Annotated in this window: 12 protein-coding genes; 7 read left to right on the top strand and 5 right to left on the bottom strand. The window is 71.3% G+C overall.

Translation table 11 applies throughout. The features are described from left to right. Nucleotides 1-250, bottom strand: a 250-nt coding sequence (locus VGR37_23600) for a hypothetical protein (GenBank protein ID HEV2150405.1), incomplete at its 3' end; no start/stop codon positions are given. Between the two features lie 165 nt (nucleotides 251-415). On the opposite strand from VGR37_23600, the gene VGR37_23595 reads away from it, so the two are divergent. The 3 genes from VGR37_23595 to VGR37_23585 all read left to right on the top strand — a co-directional run bounded on the left by VGR37_23595 (nucleotide 416) and on the right by VGR37_23585 (nucleotide 5,927). Next, entirely contained in the window at nucleotides 416-1,663 is a 1,248-nt protein-coding gene (locus VGR37_23595) for a sensor histidine kinase (protein ID HEV2150404.1), read from the top strand. Nucleotides 1,664-1,781: 118 nt separating this feature from the next. Then, nucleotides 1,782-4,229 (top strand): glycogen/starch/alpha-glucan phosphorylase, encoded by a 2,448-nt coding sequence (locus tag VGR37_23590; GenBank protein ID HEV2150403.1) that lies wholly within the window; start codon nucleotides 1,782-1,784, stop codon nucleotides 4,227-4,229. A gap of 120 nt (nucleotides 4,230-4,349) precedes the next feature. Further along, entirely contained in the window at nucleotides 4,350-5,927 is a 1,578-nt protein-coding gene (locus tag VGR37_23585) for a family 10 glycosylhydrolase (protein HEV2150402.1), read from the top strand. 43 nt (nucleotides 5,928-5,970) lie between these two features. On the opposite strand, the gene VGR37_23580 is transcribed toward VGR37_23585, so the two are convergent. Both VGR37_23580 and VGR37_23575 read right to left on the bottom strand, forming a co-directional pair. Next, a complete protein-coding gene (locus VGR37_23580; GenBank protein ID HEV2150401.1) occupies nucleotides 5,971-6,936 on the bottom strand; it encodes a DUF4349 domain-containing protein in 966 nt (321 codons plus the stop codon). A gap of 96 nt (nucleotides 6,937-7,032) precedes the next feature. After that, the gene (locus VGR37_23575; GenBank protein ID HEV2150400.1) at nucleotides 7,033-8,289 is read right to left on the bottom strand and encodes a DUF1343 domain-containing protein; all 1,257 of its coding nucleotides are present in this window, start codon (nucleotides 8,287-8,289) and stop codon (nucleotides 7,033-7,035) included. Between the two features lie 168 nt (nucleotides 8,290-8,457). On the opposite strand from VGR37_23575, the gene VGR37_23570 reads away from it, so the two are divergent. The 3 genes from VGR37_23570 (at nucleotide 8,458) to VGR37_23560 (ending at nucleotide 13,406) form a co-directional block, all read left to right on the top strand. Beyond that, nucleotides 8,458-10,275, top strand: coding sequence for a glycoside hydrolase family 3 N-terminal domain-containing protein (locus tag VGR37_23570; GenBank protein ID HEV2150399.1), 1,818 nt, complete (start codon nucleotides 8,458-8,460; stop codon nucleotides 10,273-10,275). A gap of 124 nt (nucleotides 10,276-10,399) precedes the next feature. Next, complete coding sequence (locus tag VGR37_23565) at nucleotides 10,400-11,578, top strand: serine hydrolase domain-containing protein (protein ID HEV2150398.1); 1,179 nt, start codon at nucleotides 10,400-10,402, stop codon at nucleotides 11,576-11,578. Nucleotides 11,579-11,615: 37 nt separating this feature from the next. Continuing rightward, entirely contained in the window at nucleotides 11,616-13,406 is a 1,791-nt protein-coding gene (locus tag VGR37_23560) for a sodium:solute symporter family protein (GenBank protein HEV2150397.1), read from the top strand. Between the two features lie 44 nt (nucleotides 13,407-13,450). Here VGR37_23560 and VGR37_23555 read toward each other — a convergent pair whose 3' ends face one another. Both VGR37_23555 and VGR37_23550 read right to left on the bottom strand, forming a co-directional pair. Then, nucleotides 13,451-13,912 carry a ferrous iron transport protein A gene (locus VGR37_23555; GenBank protein ID HEV2150396.1) on the bottom strand — a complete coding sequence of 154 codons (462 nt, stop codon included), beginning with the start codon at nucleotides 13,910-13,912 and terminating at the stop codon, nucleotides 13,451-13,453. A 10-nt stretch (nucleotides 13,913-13,922) separates the two neighbouring features. Then, nucleotides 13,923-15,002: a hypothetical protein gene (locus VGR37_23550; GenBank protein HEV2150395.1), complete on the bottom strand. Its 1,080-nt coding sequence runs from the start codon at nucleotides 15,000-15,002 to the stop codon at nucleotides 13,923-13,925. 497 nt (nucleotides 15,003-15,499) lie between these two features. On the opposite strand from VGR37_23550, the gene nagB reads away from it, so the two are divergent. Beyond that, entirely contained in the window at nucleotides 15,500-17,497 is a 1,998-nt protein-coding gene (gene nagB / locus VGR37_23545) for a glucosamine-6-phosphate deaminase (GenBank protein HEV2150394.1), read from the top strand. Nucleotides 17,498-17,663: the final 166 nt, after the last annotated feature.

Below are 17,663 nucleotides of genomic sequence, written 5' to 3'. Positions count from 1 at the left end.
CCTCCAGCCGGTCGGCCGCCTTGATGGTGCGAAGCTCCACGCCGCACGCGCGCGGGTCCGCCTCCACCACGTGGACGGCCCACGGCCCCGCCGTGTCCGCGCGGAACAGGTGCCGCACCCCCCGGGCCACCGTCTCCGCTCGCGTCCAGCCGGGCACCGGCGGCGGGGCAGAGGACGGCGGCGGGGAGGACGGGCCGCACGCGGCGAGCAGCAGGGCCAGGGGAGCGATCCGGGTCGGGGAGCGGAGCATGGGCCTCCTTCGGCTGGGGTAGGAGCGGGGGAAGAATACGGCGCCGGGCGGGGGACGGCGAGGGGCGCCGTGGCCCGCATCCTGCCTGTCCTGGCGACCTTTGGCGTATCCGCGCCCGGGGGCGGGGCGGGAGCGCAGGTCCGCGCACGCGGCAGGACATACTCCATGGACATCACCGTAAACTGCAGGCTGGCGGGAGCGCTGGCGCGCCAGATCCGCGACGCGCGCGAAGATCTGACGCGGCGCTGGCTGGACCGCATCGCCGCGCGGGTGAACCTGGATCCCAACCGCGTCTTCCCCACCGACGAGCTGCTGGACCACGTTCCGCTCCTGATGGTGGGGATCGCCGACTACCTGGAGGACCCCGCTTCCGAGATCACGGCGGACGTGCCGGTGGTGGCGAAGGCGATCGAGCTGGGGGGGCTGCGCTACGGACAGGGCTTCGACGCGCACCAGATCCTCAAGGAGTACGAGATCCTGGGCGGGGTCCTCTTCGCCTTCCTCGTCCGCTCGGTGGACGAACTCGAGGAGCCCTGCACCCGCTCGGAGCTGCTCGCCTGCGCGCACCGCCTGTTCCGCGCGGTGTCGACCATCCAGCAGTACACCACGAGCCACTACCTCCGCCTTTCGGCCGAGCGGGTGCGCGAGCGCGAGAACCGCCTGCGCAGCTTCAACCGGATGGTGTCGCACGAGCTCAAGAACCGGATGGGGACGGTCCTGGGGGCCGGGCAGATGCTTCAGGAGGACTGGATCGCCGCCGACCCCGAGAAGCGCGCCCGCTTCGCCCGGATCGTCCTGCAGAACACGGAGGCCATGCAGGACGTCCTCCAGAACCTCATCGAGCTTTCCCGGCTGGACACCGACATGCGCCGCCAGCGGAACGTGCTCCTCCCCGAAGCGGTGGGCGAGGTGATCCGCCAGCTCCGGGAGATGGCGCAGTCGCGGGGGGTGGACGTGGCGGTCGAGGGGGAGCTGCCGCCCGTCGAGGTGAACGCCGCGGCGGTGGAGCTGTGCGTCTCCAACTACGTCTCCAACGCCATCAAGTACTCCGACCCGGCCAGGCCGGCGCGCCGGGTGCGCATCCGCGGCTGGATCGAGGAGAGTCCGGGGGGCGGGGGGTGCGAGCTGGTGGTGGAGGTGCGCGACAACGGGCTGGGGGTGCCCGAGGAGGGGCGCGACCGGCTCTTCCAGCGCTTCTTCCGGGCCCACGGGAGCACCGTCACCGGGGTGGAGGGAACGGGGCTGGGGCTCAGCATCGTGCGGGAAACGGTGGAGTCGCTCCGGGGTCGCGCCTGGGCCGAGTTCCCGGAGGAGGGATCGGTCTTCGCGCTGGCGCTGCCCTGCCGCCGGCAGGGGGAGCACGCGCCCGCGCAGCCACAGCCCGCGGAACGCGAAGGGGGGGAGCGGGGTTAGATCTTTCGGTCGCCCTCGGGTGCCGTTATCATGTCAGGACTTCCTCCAGAACGTCCCCGCGGCCTGCCTCCAACCGTGGGCCGGGATGTCACCGGCCTTACTTTCCCCGCATACTCAGATGCTCCAGACCCCACGCCCCGAGACGGGACGCAGGTCCACTCGTATCGAAGCGCTGAAGCGCGCCATCTCCGACCACGTCACCTACACCCTGGCCCTGGACCGCACCACGGCCACGGAGCGCGACCTGTACATGAGCACGGCGTGGAGCGTCCGCGACCGGCTCGCCGAGCGATGGGCGTCCACCCAGGCCGCATACCGGCACGACGACGTCAAGCGCGTCTACTACCTGTCCCTGGAGTTCCTCATGGGGAGGACCCTGGGGAACGCCCTGATCAACCTGGGGCTGGAGGAGGCCACTGCCGAGGCGCTCGCCGAGCTCGGCGTGGACCTCGCCGCTCTGGAGGAGCGCGAGCCCGACGCCGGGCTGGGGAACGGCGGCCTGGGGCGGCTGGCGGCCTGCTACCTCGACTCCATGGCGACGCTCGAGGTCCCGGCCTACGGCTACGGGATCCGCTACGAGCACGGGATCTTCCGGCAGCGGATCGACGCGCAGGGCCGGCAGGTGGAGATGCCGGACAACTGGCTCCGCGACGACAACCCCTGGGAGATCGCCCGGCCGGACCGCACCTACACCGTGAAGTTCAACGGCCGCGTGGTGGCGGAGCGCGACCCCGCGGGCCACTTCCACTACCGCTGGGTGGACACCGGCGACGTCCTGGCGATGGCGTACGACACGCCCATCCCCGGGTACTGCAACCACACCGTGAACACGCTGCGGCTCTGGGCGGCCAAGGCCACGGAGGAGTTCGACCTGGAGGGCTTCATCCGCGGCGACTACATCGCCGCGGTGGAGGCCAAGTCGCAGACGGAGACCATTTCCAAGGTCCTCTACCCGCCCGACGACACCGGGGCGGGGAAGGAGCTGCGGCTGAAGCAGCAGTACTTCTTCGTCTCCGCCACGCTGCAGGACATCATCCGGCGGTACAAGCAGGAGCGGAAGAGCTTCACGGATCTGCCCGACAAGGTGCAGGTGCAGCTCAACGACACCCACCCGGCGGTGGCGATCCCCGAGCTCATGCGCATCCTCATGGACGAGGAGGGGCTGGGGTGGGACGCGGCCTTCGACCTCGCCCGGCGCGTGTTCGCCTACACCAACCACACGGTGCTCCCGGAGGCGCTGGAGGCGTGGAGCGTGGAGCTGTTCGGGCGCCTCCTCCCGCGGCACCTGGACCTGGTGCGCGAGATCGACCGGCGCTTCCGCGCCGAGGTGGCGGAGCGCTTCCCGGACGACCCGGAGCGCGTGGAGCGGATGGCGATCATCTCCGGCGGCGAGGTGCGGATGGCGCACCTCGCCATCGTGGGGAGCCACACCACGAACGGGGTGGCCGCGCTGCACACCCGGATCCTGCGCGAGCGCATCTTCTCCGACTTCCACGCGCTCTGGCCGGACCGCATCACCTCGGTCACCAACGGGGTCACGCAGCGGCGCTGGATGCTGAAGGCCAACCCGGAGCTGTCGGAGCTGGTCACCGACGCGGTCGGCGACGAGTGGGTCGCGGACCTGCCGCGCCTGCAGGGGCTGGAGGCGCACGTGCACGACGCCGCCTTCCGGGAGCGCTGGCGGGCGGTGAAGGCGCACAACAAGTCCCGGCTGGCGAGGACGGTGCTGGCGGAGGCGGGGGTGCGCATCGACCCGCACGCCCTCATCGACGTGCAGGTGAAGCGGATGCACGAGTACAAGCGCCAGCTCCTCAACGCGCTCCGGCTGGTGGACCTGTACCTCCGCCTCCGCGACGAGCCGGGGCTGGACGTGGTGCCGCGGGCGGTCCTCTTCGGCGGAAAGGCGGCGCCTACCTACTGGACGGCCAAGCTGGTCATCCGCCTCATCAACGCCGTGGCCCGGGAGGTGAACTCCGACCCGTCGGTGCACGGCAAGCTGCAGGTTGCCTTCCTCCCGGACTACCGCGTGTCGCAGGCGGAGCGGATCTTCCCCGGGAGCGACCTGTCGGAGCAGATCTCCACCGCGGGGTACGAGGCGTCGGGGACGGGGAACATGAAGTTCGCGCTGAACGGCGCCCTCACCATCGGCACGCTGGACGGGGCGAACGTGGAGATCGCGGAGGCGGTGGGGGCGGAGAACCTGTTCATCTTCGGGCTGACCGCGGAGCAGGTGGCCCGGGCGAAGGCCGCCGGCTACGACCCGCGCCGCTTCTACGAGGCGAGCCCGCGGCTCCGGCGGGTGCTGGACTTCGTCGCCGGGGGCGGGCTCTCGCCGGACGAGCCCGGGGTGTTCCGGCCGCTCGTGGACTCCCTGCTGCACGACGACCGCTTCATGCTCCTGGCCGACTTCGACGCCTACCTGGAGGCGCAAGACGCGGTGGACGCGGCCTACCGCCACCCCGAGGCGTGGACGCGCACGGCGATCCTGAACGTGGCGCGCTGCGGCTATTTCTCCAGCGACCGCTCGGTGCGGGAGTACGCCGACCGGATCTGGAAGCTGAAGTAGCACCGCGCGCGGCTGGCTCGCGAAGAAGGGGGCGGTCCGGGATCCCGGACCGCCCCCTTCGGCGAGGGCCCGACCGCGGCCGACCCGCCTTCATCGCCGCGCCCCTCTCCGAAAATGCCGATGCCCCGGTGCCGCACCCGCGTTTCCCTGCGACGGTTCCTCTCCCCGGTCCCGCTGGTGCTCGGGCTCGCGGTGGCCGTCCTGGCCTCCGCCTGCTCGCGCAACCCCCGGGCTCTCGCCGGGCCGGATCCGTCGGACGACGGCCCTCCCCCCATCGCGCGGGAGTTCCGCGGCGTGTGGGTTGCGAGCGTCGCCAACATCGACTGGCCCTCCCGCCCCGGCCTCCCGGTGGCGCAGCAGCAGGCGGAGCTGCTCGCCATGCTGGACCGGGCGAAGGCGCTCGGCCTGAACGCCGTGATCCTGCAGGTGCGCCCCGCCGCGGACGCGCTGTACCGCTCTGAGCTGGAGCCCTGGTCGGAGTACCTGACCGGGGAACAGGGGAGGGCGCCGGAGCCGCTCTACGACCCGCTGGAGCTGGCCGTCACCGAGGCGCACCGGCGCGGGCTGGAGCTGCACGCCTGGTTCAACCCGTACCGCGCCCGCCACCCCTCGGCCACGGGACCGGAGGCGGCCAGCCACATCGCCCGCGCCCGCCCGGAGCTGGTGAAGCGCTACGGCGGCTTCCTCTGGATGGACCCGGGGGAGCCGGAGGTGCAGGAGCGCACGGTGCAGGTGATGCTGGACGTGGTGCGGCGGTACGACGTGGACGGGATCCACATCGACGACTACTTCTACCCCTACCCGGTGCGCGACTCCGCCGGGGCCATCGTCCCGTTCCCGGACGAGCCGAGCTGGCGCCGCTACGTGGAGGCCGGGGGGCGGCTGGAGCGGGACGACTGGCGCAGACAGAACGTGGACGAGCTGGTGGAGCGCCTGTACCGGGAGATCAAGCGGGAGAAGCCGTGGGTGAAGTTCGGGATCTCCCCATTCGGCATCTGGCGCCCGGGGCACCCGGAGCAGATCCGGACCGGCTTCGACCAGTACGGGCAGATCTACGCCGACGCGCGGAGGTGGTGGCTGGAGGGGTGGATGGACTACTTCGCCCCGCAGCTCTACTGGCCCATCGCGCAGACGCCGCAGAGCTATCCCGTCCTGCTCCGCTGGTGGGCGGAGCGCAACGCGCGGGGACGCCATCTCTGGCCGGGGAACTTCACCAGCCGCGTGGCCTACGGCGACCGCCCGTTCTGGCCGGCGGAGGAGATCCTGGGGCAGGTGTACGTCACCCGCGGGCACCCCGGCGCGACCGGGAACGTGCACTTCAGCATGCGGGTGCTGATGCAGGACCCGGACAGCCTGGCGACCCTGCTGGCGACGCAGGCGTACCGCGAGCCGGCGCTGGTCCCCGCCTCGCCCTGGCTCTACGCCGGAGCGCCGGGCCGGCCGGGGGTGGAGGCGCGCCGGGGCGCCGGGGGCGTCGAGCTGACGCTGGAGCCGGCCGGAAGCGTGGGGCCGACGTGGTGGGCGGTCCGCTCGCGCTTCGGCACGGGCTGGCGGCGGGAGGTGCTCCCCGGGTGGATGCGGACGCACGCCGTCTCCGCAGATTCCACCGGCGCCGTCGCGGAGGAGGTGGTGGTCTCCGCCGTGGACCGGGTGGGGAACGAGGGGCCCGCGGCGAGGCTGCGGGTCCGGGAGCGGTGAAGAAGATCGGGCGCCCCGGCATGCGGGGCGCCCGATCCGGCTTCTACGGCCGCGGCTCGTCCGCGGCCGGAGGCGGCGGGGTCCTCCGCCTCCGGCCCGCCCGCACCCGTCGGAACACCAGCCAGGCGAGCCAGAGGATCACCGCGAGGGGCACCAGGATCCCCAGCGAGGCGATGAACGCGGCGACGAAGCCCACGAAGTTGCGCCAGGCGTCGCGGAAGGCGGTCATGATCGGGTTCGCCCCCGGGTAGTCCCCGACGACGGGGTACGGCTCGTGGAGGTTCACCGTCAGCGTGCTCACCGCGGCGCGCGTCCGCAGGTACCGGAGCCGCCCCTCGTACCGCTCGATCTGCTCGCGGACGCGGGCGAGCTCCCGCTCCACCGCCAGCACGTCCTCCAGCCGCCCCGTGCGGGTGCGGAGCAGCTCCACCAGGCGCTCTTCCAGCCGCCGGGCGTTCGCCATCCGGGCGCTCACGTCGACGAACTCCTCCCCCACGTCCTGCGCGGTCACGTTCACCGACTCCACCTCGCCCAGCGGGCGGAGGCCGCGAAGCGCCTCGTCGAAGCGCTCCGCCGGGACCTTCACCTCCAGCATGGCATGGCGCGTGGCCCGCCGGCCGCCCTGCAGTGCGGTGTTGGCGACGTAGCCTCCCAGCCGCTGCGCCAGCTCCCGCACCTTTGCGATGGCCGGCTCCAGGGAATCCACCTGCACGGTGGCCTGACCGCTGCGGATGATCATCGCCGGGACGGCGATGGTGTCGGCCGCGGCCGGGTCGGTGGGGAGCTGCGCCCCAGCACCGGCGCTCGCGACCGCCTGGCGGGTGCCCTCGGCCACCCCGGCGTCGAGGCTCACGGGAGGGGAGGCCGGGGCCGGAGCGTAGGGCGGGGCGGGGGCGACCTCGGAGTACGCGACGAGCTCCTCCCTCTCTCCGCCGCCGGAGGTGGCGGTGTCGCCGCAGCCGGAGAGGACGAGGAGGGCGGGGAGGAGGAGAAGCGATGGTTTCCGCATGGGGTCCCGGTCGGGTGGAAGGAGCGGGGGTGCAGCGACGCTGCATCGTACCCGCCGATCCTCGCACTGCTCCTTCGGGCGGCGGCCGCCTCTCCCTCAGGGATAGAGCAGGTACGGCTTCCGGGTCTCGGCGAAGCGCTCGGCTTCCTCCTCCCAGTCCAGCAGCACCTCCGCCAGGTCGTCGGCCTCCACGGCCAGCCGCAGCTGGTCCGTCCCGGCGAGCCGGTCGAAGTGCGACCGGAGCCACTGGAACTCCTCGCGGTGCCGCCGGAAGATGGCGTCCAGCAGCACGAGGGAGGTGGAGACGGGCCGGTATGCGTCCCGGTGGGTCACGACGAGGCGGACGCCCCGCAGCGGCTGGCCGGCGAACTTGCGGTCGCCGGGGTCCTGCGGGGTGAAGCCCACCGCCTCGAAGCGTACGCCGGGGAGCCGGCGCCCGTTCATCTCCCGCGCGATCTCGAACGCGTCCAGCCAGGGAGCGCCCACCTGCTCGAACGGGTGCGACGAGCCGCGCCCCACCGACAGGTTGGTCCCCTCGAAGAACACGGTCCCGGGGTAGTGGATCGCCGACTCCAGCCGCGGGATGTTGGGCGAGGGCGGCACCCAGGGGAGCCCCGTCCGGTCGAACCACGCCTCCCGCCGCCACCCCTCCGCCGGCACCACCACGAGCTCCGCCCCGATCCCGAACTCCCGGTTGAAGAGCTGCGCCAGCTCCCCCGCCGTCATCCCGTGCCGCACCGGGATGGGGTACATCCCCACGAAGGTGGCGAAGGCGGTGTCCAGCTGGTTCCCCTCCACCACGACGCCGTTGATGGGGTTGGGGCGGTCCAGCACCACGAAGGGGATCCGGGCCCCGGCCGCGGCCTGCATCGCCAGCGCCATGGTGTAGACGTAGGTGTAGGGCCGCGCGCCGATGTCCTGGATGTCGAAGACCAGCGCCTCGACTCCCCGGAGCATCTCCGGCGTGGGCCTGCGCGTGTCGCCGTACAGCGAGTGGATCGGCAGCCCCGTCCGCTCGTCCGTGCCCGACGCGACCTTCTCCCCGGGCGCCGCGGCGCCCCGGATCCCGTGCTCCGGCGAGAAGAGCGCCACCAGCTCCAGCTGGTCCGACGCGGCCAGCCGGTCGATGGTGAGGGTCCGGGCGCGGTCCACCCCCGTCTGGTTGGTGACGAGGCCCACCCGCTTCCCGAGCACCGCGGCGGGCGGACTTTCCAGGAACACTTCCACTCCCGGCCGCACCCACGGCGGCTCCGGCGGGGCGGGTGAGGAGGCGGGCACGGGCGCGCATGCGGCGGCGAGCGCCAGCGCGGCGAGTCTGAGCGTCTTCATCTCGTCCGGGGTCGGTCGGTTCATGGGCGGCGTTCCGCACTTCGCACCTCGCACTTCGCACTTCCGTTCCCCCAACCTACTTCCCGCCGTCCGCCGCGGAAACGCCGGAGCGGACGGAGGTCGGCTTGACGCCCCCTCCGGGGAGGCGTACGATACCGAAGACCCGCCACCCAGGATCCCTGCGGAGACACGATGTCCCGACCCCGCCGTACGGCCGCGCTCGTCGGATGTGCGGCGCTCGCGGCGCTCGCCGCCTGCGCGCCCGGCACGCAGGCGGCTTCAGCGCCGCCCCTGCCCGCCGGTGCCGCGCTCCGCGCGGAGCTCTCTCCCGCGGGCTCGGCGTGGGTGGAGCGCACGCTTGCGTCCCTCACCCTGCGCGAGAAGGTGGCGCAGATGGTGATGCCGTGGGTGGGCGGCGAGTACGCGGCGGTGGACTCGCCGGAGTTCGAGAGCGTGGCGAAGTGGGTGGAGCAGGACCGCGTCGGCGGGCTGATCCTTTCCATCGGGCTGCCGCACAGCTACGCAGCGAAGCTCAACGAGCTGCAGCGCCGCGCCCGCGTCCCGCTCCTGATCACCGCCGACATGGAGAACGGGCCGGGGATGCGCCTGGCCGGCGTCTACTCCCTTCCGCACCTTCTCCCGCAGGGCGGCGGCACGGTGTTCCCGCCGGCGATGGCGCTGGGCGCCACCGGGTCGGACTCGCTCGCGTACGAGACCGGGCGCGTGCTGGGCGAGGAGGCGCGGGCGGTGGGGGTACACCTCACCTTCGGACCGGTGCTGGACGTCAACTCCAACCCCGCCAACCCGATCATCAACACCCGCTCCTTCGGCGAGGACCCGGCGCTGGTGGCCCGGCTGGGCGCCGCCTTCATCCGCGGAGCGCAGGAGCGGGGGCTGATGACCACGGCCAAGCACTTCCCGGGGCACGGCGACACGGAGGTCGATTCGCACATCGACCTCCCCACCATCTCGGCGGACCGGGCGCGGCTGGACGCGGTGGAGCTGGTCCCCTTCCGCGCCGCGGCGGAGGCGGGGATCGACGGGATGATGATCGCGCACATCGCCGTCGTCGGGGTGGAGGGGGAGGACGCCCCCCCGGCCTCCGTGTCGAAGCACTTCGTCACCGGCGTGCTCCGCGAGGAGATGGGGTTCGGCGGGCTGGTGTTCACCGACGCCATGACCATGGGCGGGGTGGCGAAGCGCTACGGCGCCACCGAGCCGCTGCTGCTGGCGGTGGAGGCGGGCGCGGACGTCCTGCTCATGCCCCGCGACGTCTCCGTGGCGGTGGAGACGGTCACCCGCGCCGTGGAGGCCGGGCGGATCGCGGAGGCGCGCATCGACCGCTCCGTCCGCCGCATCCTGGCGGCCAAGGCCCGCGCCGGCCTCCCGGAGCGGCGCCTGGTGGAGCTGGACGCCGTGGACGAGGTGGTCGGCACCCGCCCGCACCGCGCCGTGGCGGAGGAGATCGCCCGCCGCTCCATCACCCTCGCGCGCGACCAGCGCGGCCTGGTCCCCCTCCCGGCCGGGGCCCGCCGCGTTCTTTCGGTCACCTACGCGGAGGTGGCCGACCTGGTCGCCGGCCGTGCCTTCAACCGCGAGCTGGCCGCCGGTGGGGCCCAGGTCTCCTCCGCCCGGGTGGACGACCGCACCCTCCCGGTGGAGTTCGAGGCCCTCCGCCGCCGTGCCGACTCCGCGGACGTGATCGTCGTCTCCGCCTACGTGTCCCCGCGCGAGTACCGGGGCACGGTGGGCGCGCAGGGGGGCTTCCCGGAGTTCGTGGAGGCGCTCTCCGCGGCGGGGAAGCCCGTGGTCGCCGTCACCTTCGGCAACCCGTACCTGGTCTCCACCTACCCCTCCGTCCCCGCCTACCTGCTGGCCTGGGGCGGCGCCGAGGTGAGCCAGCGCGCCGCCGCGCGCGCGCTGCTGGGGAAGGAGCCGATCACGGGAACGCTGCCGATCACGATTCCGCCGTCGCTCCCGCGGGGCACGGGGATAAAGAGAGGAATGTAGAATGAAGAATGCAGAATGTAGAAAGGGGATCCACATGGCCGGGACGACGTCGCGCACACGCAAGCTGTTCGTTGCTTCGTTCTTCGTTCTCCATTCTTCATTCGCTTTCGCCGCCTGTGTCCCCGTGACCCCTCCACCCTCCGCCCCCACCCGCCTCCCGGGAGCCGCGGTCCTCGTCCCGGCCCGGCCCGAGGCCGTGGGGCTCGCGCCGGGGCTCGGGGAGCGGCTGGACACCATCGCCCGGGCGGCGGTGGCGGAGCGGGCGGCTTCCGGCATCGCGGCGGCGGTGGGGCGGCACGGGCGGCTGGTGCACTCGCGGGGGTACGGCACCACCGACTGGGCGCCGGGCTCGCCCGAGGTGACGGACAGCACCGTCTTCGACCTGGCGTCGCTCACCAAGGTGGTCGCCACCACCACGGCGGCCATGATCCTGGAGGACGAGGGACGGCTGCAGCTGGACCGGCCGGTGGCGTTCTACGTCCCGGAGATCACCGACTCGCTCAAGCAGGGGATCACGGTACGGCAGATCCTGACGCACCAGGGCGGCTTCGAGGCGTTCGCGCCGCTCTACCTGGACACGAAGGGGCAGGCGGAGTACCTGCGGAAGATCAACGAGCGGCCGCTCAAGCACGCGCCGGGGACCGAGACGGTCTACAGCGACTGGGACCTGATCCTCCTCCAGCGCGTCATCGAGCGCATCTCCGGGCAGACGCTGGACGAGTTCACCCAGGCGCGCATCTTCCGGCCGCTGGGGATGCACGACACCGGGTTCCGCCCCTCGCCCACGCTCCGGCCGCGGATCGCGGCGACCGAGGTGGACCGTCGGCGCGGCGGGCTGATCCAGGGCGAGGTGCACGACCCCAACGCCTGGGCCATGGGCGGGGTGGCGGGGCACGCGGGGCTCTTCTCCTCCGCGCGCGACCTCTCCGTGTTCGCGCAGATGATGCTCAACAACGGCGAGTACGGGGGGGTGCGGATCCTCCGCCCGGAGACGGTCGCGCGGTGGACGGCGCCGCAGTTCGCCGGCTCCAGCCGCGCGCTGGGGTGGGACACGCCGTCCGGGCGCTCCAGCGCGGGACGCTTCTTCGGGCCGCGCAGCTACGGGCACACCGGGTACACGGGGACCTCGCTCTGGATGGACCCGGAGCGGGGGGTGTTCGTGGTGCTCCTCACCAACCGGGTGAACCCCACGGCGGAGAACCAGAAGCACGTGCCGCTGCGGCGGACCGTGGCGGACGCGGTGCAGGAGGCGGTGATGGATGCGCCGCTGACCGACTGGGAGGGGAGGAGGAACGAAGAATGAGGAACGGGGAACGTAGAAAGGCGGCGCGGGGGGCGGGTTGAGCCTCGCGCTCGGGGACTGGCTGGTCGTCGCGGCGTACTTCGTCGTCTCCGGCGCGATCGGGGTGCTCTTCGCGCGGCGCGGGGGGCGGTCGCTCGCGGACTTCTTCATCTCCGGGCGGTCCCTGCCGTGGTGGCTGGCGGGGACCTCGATGGTGGCGACCACCTTCGCGGCGGACACGCCGCTGGCGGTCACCGGGATGGTGGCGGAGCACGGGGTCTCCGGGAACTGGCTCTGGTGGAACATGGTGATGAGCGGGATCCTCACCGTGTTCTTCTACGCCCGGCTCTGGAGGCGCGCGGAGGTGCTCACCGACGCGGAGTTCGCGGAGATCCGCTACGCCGGGCGCCCCGCGGCCTTCCTGCGGGCGTTCCGCGCCCTGTACCTGGCCCTCCCCGTGAACCTCATCATCATGGGGTGGGTGAACCTGGCGATGGTGAAGATCCTGGACGTGGCGCTGGGGCTCGACCCCTGGACGTCGCTCCTGGTGCTCTTCGTCGTCACCGCGGTCTACTCCGCGCTCTCCGGGCTCTGGGGGGTGGTGGTCACCGACTTCATCCAGTTCGGGATCGCCATGGCGGGGTCCATCGCGCTGGCGGTGTACGCGGTTGGCGCGGTGGGGGGGATGGACGGGCTGCGCGCGGGGCTGGCGGCGCGCTACGGCTCCGCGGAACCGGTGCTCTCGCTCCTCCCGCCCGCCGACGCGGCGTGGATGCCGGCCATCACCCTGGTCGTCTACCTGGGCGTCCAGTGGTGGGCGGCGTGGTACCCCGGCGCGGAGCCGGGGGGCGGCGGCTACGTGGCGCAGCGGATCTTTTCCGCGCGCACGGAGCGCGACGGCGTGCTGGCGACGCTCTGGTTCAACGTGGCCATGTACGCGGTGCGGCCCTGGCCGTGGATCCTGGTGGCGCTCGCCTCGCTGGTCCTCTACCCGGGGCTGCAGGACCCCTCCACCGGCTATGTCCGGGCGATGGTGGACCTCCTCCCCACGCCGGTGAAGGGGCTGATGCTCGCCTCCTTCGCGGCGGCGTACATGTCCACCATCTCCACCCAGCTCAACTGGGGCGCGTCGTACCTGGTGAGCGACGTGTACCTGCGCTTCGTGAACCCGCGGGCCTCCGAGCGGCGCCGGGTTGCGTTGTCCCGCGCGGCCACGGTGCTCCTCTTCGCCCTCTCGGCCGGGGTGACGAGCCGCCTTTCCTCCATCGAGGGGGCGTGGAAGATCCTGATCGCGCTCGGTGCGGGGACGGGGCTGGTGTACATCCTGCGGTGGTACTGGTGGCGCATCAACGCCTGGACGGAGATCAGCGCGATGCTCGCCTCCCTGGCGGCGTCGCTGGTCCTGCAGGGCGCCTTCGGCCTGGACGCCGCCGACCCGCGCGAGTTCGCGCTCCTGATGCTGGCCACCGTCGCGGTCACCACCGTGGTCTGGATCGCGGCTACCTTCCTGACGCCCGCGGTCCCCGAGGACACGCTCGTGGCGTTCTACCGGCGCGTCCGGCCGGGCGGGCCGGGGTGGCGCCGCGTGGCGCTGGCGGCCGGGTACGGGGCGGAGCCCATCCAGGGCGGCGCGCTGAACTGGACCAACTGGGTGGCCGGGGTGGTGGCGGTGTACGCGACCCTCTTCGGCACCGGGCGCATCCTCTTCGGGGAAGCGGCAGAGGGGCTGGGGCTGCTCCTCGTGGCCGCCGCGGCCTTCGTCTGGATCGCGCGGACCCTGGCGAGGGAGCCGCCGGCGCAGCCGTCCGGGGGGGTGCCGTCCGGTGAAGCACACGGGGTTCCCGCCTGAGCCGGCGGGAACCCCGTTGTTTGAGCCTCCGGCGCTTCTTCCGACTACCGGCTCACCTTCTCTACCTTCGTGAGGGTGTGGAGGGCGACCGGGTAGCCGTCGTAGTACTTGTTGGCACCCCAGTTGGGGATGTACGTCTCCAGGCCTCCGTTGTAGGTGATACCCTTGTATTTCGTGCTGACGATGAGCGTGTCCCCCCGCTTCACCCCAAGCGAGTCGAGCCTCGCCCGCAGTAACTCAGGTGTGCCGATCACGATGCGGTCTATGTGGAGCGAGTCGCCCCGATCCAGGAACTGCAGCCTGTCCAGGTAGTGGTCCCATGGACGGCCGTCGACATCGCCCTGGAACGCCCGCAGGATCACCCGCTCCTCGACGAGATCCTCAGTCGCCGGCTGAGGCCCCCTGTAGATCTTGAACGCGCTGTCGAGCAACGAGCCGCACGAGGTGAGCACCGCGGCGGCAAGCGCCAGTGGCAGCAGGCGAATCGGGTGAAGCCACGCTTTCATGGTCGGCCTCCTACTGCACGGGTTCGTTGCTGAAGTAGATGTACTTCCAGCCCGGTACGCTCGCCTCTCGGCTCCATGCCTGGCTGAAAGTCGTACTCGTGCGATTCGCCTGCCACTCCAGGATGAACTCCCCGTTACGGGTGTCGCTTACGTAGCGATAGACCCGCCCCGACCAGTTCTCCCACTGCAGGAAGTCGGTGAAGAAGTTGCCGCGGAAGTGCTTGTACTTCACCGACCGGCCGAGAGAGTTGTTGTGGTAGTCCATCACATGGCCCACCGGGAGGTTGGGACTGGTCCTCTCGTGGTAGTCCGTGATCGCATGGGCGACGATCTCGCCCACGTATGCTCGTAGCATGACGCTCCCGAAGATATGGCGGTGAGCATCCCGTTGGGTGTCGTCCCGCGCCAGGAGTGGAAAGAGAGCTTGCGACCGGGTTTCCGCACGCTCTTGGGTTACCTTCGCGCGCCAGTACACGTAGCCGCCGTACCCCAGGGCTGCAGCGGCTCCCGCAAGCAGCCACGGTCCCTGGACGGTCAACTCGCTCCCCTGCCCTCGACCCTCACCTGCTGCCCGGATCAGATCATCCCTGCTTGCGGCGCTCAGCGGCTGGACGCCGTGCTCGGTCTGCCAGGAGAGGGACTCGTAGTAATACATCTGTTCCGTCTCAGGCTGGGTCATCTGAAGTCTATGGATCTCCTCTTCCAGCGTCGGAGTGGCGTACGGGTCCGGCTCCACTTCCGTCTGGCCGCTCCAGCTCGGGTCGTCGTCGTAGCCGTACGGATTAGCGTACGGGTCCTCGTACGTACACGTGCTCGCGACCACGGTGGGATCCGTCGAATGATCCTGGAAGGGGCAGATCGCTTCCCCTGCGGTATTGAACTCCTGCAGGCGGGTCTGGTACGCCGCCCATGCGGTCCGATAGCGTCGCATGTCTTCGTGAGCATCGCGCACCATCCCCCGGTACCCCGTTCCAGGATACAGTTCCAGCAAGCGCTTTTCGACGTACTCCCAGTACGGCTCTCCCTGCCGGATGAGCTTTGCTGCATCGTGATGCCGATTGACGAACTCACGATAGATGATGTACTGCACCACGGCCGGGTAATGAGGCGTTGCAGTCGAGAATCTTGGCGGCCGTGGCATTTCCGGAGCGCGGCCTCTCGAAGGAGTCGGCCGGACCGACGTCTGCTCGGGTGCAGTGGGATGATTCGCGTCCTGGCAGCCGATGAGTAGTGCGATCGGGAGCGCGAGGGCGAGGCGCGAGAAGCGGCGGAGCATCATGGTCGAGTTGTTCTGTTGAGCAGGGGGACCGGTCCGGTACGGCCTATCGCAGTTCCCGGATGAATCCTTGGACGAGGGACCTTGCCCGGAAAAGATTCCGGGCCGAGATGGCGTTTGGCTGTGAAGAGGGAGAGGCGTGTCCGGGGTGCTCACCTACACCTTCTGTCTGTAAGCATGCGCACGGACGCCGGAATCATAGGGGAGCGCTGGCTGTCCGTCAACCCTGACTCCGGACGCAGCCTTGCGTCGTGAGCGGCACCCTGTATGCTTCTGGAAGTGGCATCTACCCGAACCGACCGAAGAGGCAAATGGCGCAAGTCCGAGAGCGCGTCCCCGTAGCCATCGTAGAGTACGACGAGATCGCGCGCACCGTCGCCCACCGCATCGCCGAGGTGATGCGGGCCAAGAGGGAGGCCGGCGGCACCCCGGTGCTGGGCCTGGCGACCGGGAGCACCCCCATCGGGATCTACCGCGAGCTGATCCGCATGCACCGGGAGGAAGGGCTCGACTTCTCCGACGTCGTGACCTTCAACCTGGACGAGTACTACCCGATGGACCCGAAGAGCATCCACTCGTACCACCGGTACATGTGGGAGAACCTCTTCGAGCACATCAACGTCCGCCCGGAGAACGTGCACGTCCCGCGGGGCGACCTCCCCCGCGAGGAGGTGGAGGCGCACTGCGCGGCGTACGAGCAGGCGATCCGCGACCACGGCGGGATCGACTTCCAGATCCTGGGGATCGGGAAGACGGGGCACATCGGCTTCAACGAGCCGGGCTCCGGGAAGGAGTCGCGCACCCGCCTGCTCGCGCTGGACACGGTGACCCGCCGCGACGCCGCCGCCGACTTCTTCGGCGAGGACAACGTCCCCATGGAGGCCATCACCATGGGCGTGGCCTCCATCCTGGACGCGCGGGAGATCGCCCTGATCGCCACCGGCGAGCACAAGGCGGCGGTCGTGCAGCGCGCCGTGGAGGGCGAGCCCGACCCCGACGTGGCGGCCACCTACCTGCAGGACCACCCCAACGCCACCTTCTACCTGGACCCGGCGGCGGCGGCGGAGCTGACCCGCATCAAGACCCCCTGGGTGGTGGGCGAGGTGCGCTGGAACCGCAAGCTGGAGATCGAGGCGGTGATCTGGCTGAGCCAGATGACCGGCAAGAGCATCCTCAAGCTGGACACCAACGACTACCGGGAGCACCACCTTTCCGCGCTGGTGGCGCGCTACGGCTCGGCCGGGCCGCTGAACGGCGAGGTCTTCAACGCCCTGCTCACCAAGGTGCGGGGGAAGAGCCGGCTCCCCAGCGGCAAGCGGATCATCGTCTTCTCGCCGCACCCGGACGACGACGTGATCTCCATGGGCGGGATCCTCAACAAGCTGCACCAGAACGGGAACCACATCGTCGTCGCCTACCAGACCTCGGGGAACATCGCGGTCTTCGACCACGAGGTGCGGCGCTACATGGACTTCCTGCGCCGCTTCGACCGCGACTTCCACGTCGCCGACGGCAAGGTGGCGGACTTCACCGACCGCGTGGAAGGCTTCCTGGACCGGAAGCGCCCCGGGGAGGTGGACATCGACGAGGTGCTCCGCATCAAGCAGCGGATCCGCGAGGCGGAGGCGGTCTCCGGGATCGAGACGTTCGGGATGACGCGCGAGCAGGCGTGCTTCCTCAACCTCCCCTTCTACCAGACGGGGAAGGTCCGCAAGGACCTCATCGGCCCGCGCGACGTGGAGATCACCCTGGAGCTGCTGGAGCGCGAGCGGCCGGAGCTGATCTTCGTGGCCGGCGACCTGTCCGACCCGCACGGCACCCACCGCATGTGCCTGCAGGCCGTGGAGCGGGCGCTGGAGCAGTACTCCGGCGAGCAGCCCGAGGTGTGGTACTACCGCGGCGCCTGGCAGGAGTGGGCCGTCTCCGAGGCGGACGTGCTGGTGCCCATGTCCGAGGAGGAGCTGCAGGTGAAGACGCTCGCGATCTTCAAGCACCAGAGCCAGAAGGACCGGGCGCCCTTCCCCGGGCAGGACGACCGCGAGTTCTGGCAGCGGGTGCAGGAGCGCAACACCGCCACCGCGCGCATCGTGGACCGGCTGGGGCTCCCCGAGTACTACGCCATGGAGGCGTACGTCGTCCGCCGCAACGGGGCTCCGCTGGACACCGAGACCATCTCCACGGCGCAGCTCGCCGCGCCGCCGCGGATGCGGCGCGCCAGCGACTTCGCGGGCGCCACCCCGGTCCCCCCGGGCGGGGACGAGCCGGGGGAGGTGGGCGGGAAGACGGTGCTGGAAGCGGGGGCGCGCTGACTTGGCGCCGCGATACCTGGCGGGGGTGGACGGGGGCGGTACCAAGACGGTGGCCGCCCTCGCCGACGAGCACGGGAACGAGCTGATCCGCCGCACCGGGCCCGCCGGGCTGGTGGACCCGCGCGACCCCGCCGCGTCCGCCGCGGTGGTTGCGGCCCTGGTGCGC

It is taken from the genome of Longimicrobiaceae bacterium (assembly GCA_035936415.1).
Lineage (GTDB): Bacteria > Gemmatimonadota > Gemmatimonadetes > Longimicrobiales > Longimicrobiaceae > JAFAYN01.
Note: the sequence above shows the minus strand (reverse complement) of the source record. Positions and strands in the feature narration are given on the sequence as shown.

Excerpts from the sequence above, each read along its gene's own strand:
- VGR37_23580 (HEV2150401.1), bottom strand. The coding sequence starts at position 6,936 with ATGCGGAAACCATCGCTTCTCCTCCTCCCCGCCCTCCTCGTCCTCTCC.
- VGR37_23570 (HEV2150399.1), top strand. The coding sequence starts at position 8,458 with ATGTCCCGACCCCGCCGTACGGCCGCGCTCGTCGGATGTGCGGCGCTC.
- VGR37_23595 (HEV2150404.1), top strand. The coding sequence starts at position 416 with ATGGACATCACCGTAAACTGCAGGCTGGCGGGAGCGCTGGCGCGCCAG.
- nagB (HEV2150394.1), top strand. The coding sequence starts at position 15,500 with ATGGCGCAAGTCCGAGAGCGCGTCCCCGTAGCCATCGTAGAGTACGAC.
- VGR37_23585 (HEV2150402.1), top strand. The coding sequence starts at position 4,350 with ATGCCCCGGTGCCGCACCCGCGTTTCCCTGCGACGGTTCCTCTCCCCG.
- VGR37_23575 (HEV2150400.1), bottom strand. The coding sequence starts at position 8,289 with ATGAACCGACCGACCCCGGACGAGATGAAGACGCTCAGACTCGCCGCG.
- VGR37_23555 (HEV2150396.1), bottom strand. The coding sequence starts at position 13,912 with ATGAAAGCGTGGCTTCACCCGATTCGCCTGCTGCCACTGGCGCTTGCC.
- VGR37_23590 (HEV2150403.1), top strand. The coding sequence starts at position 1,782 with ATGCTCCAGACCCCACGCCCCGAGACGGGACGCAGGTCCACTCGTATC.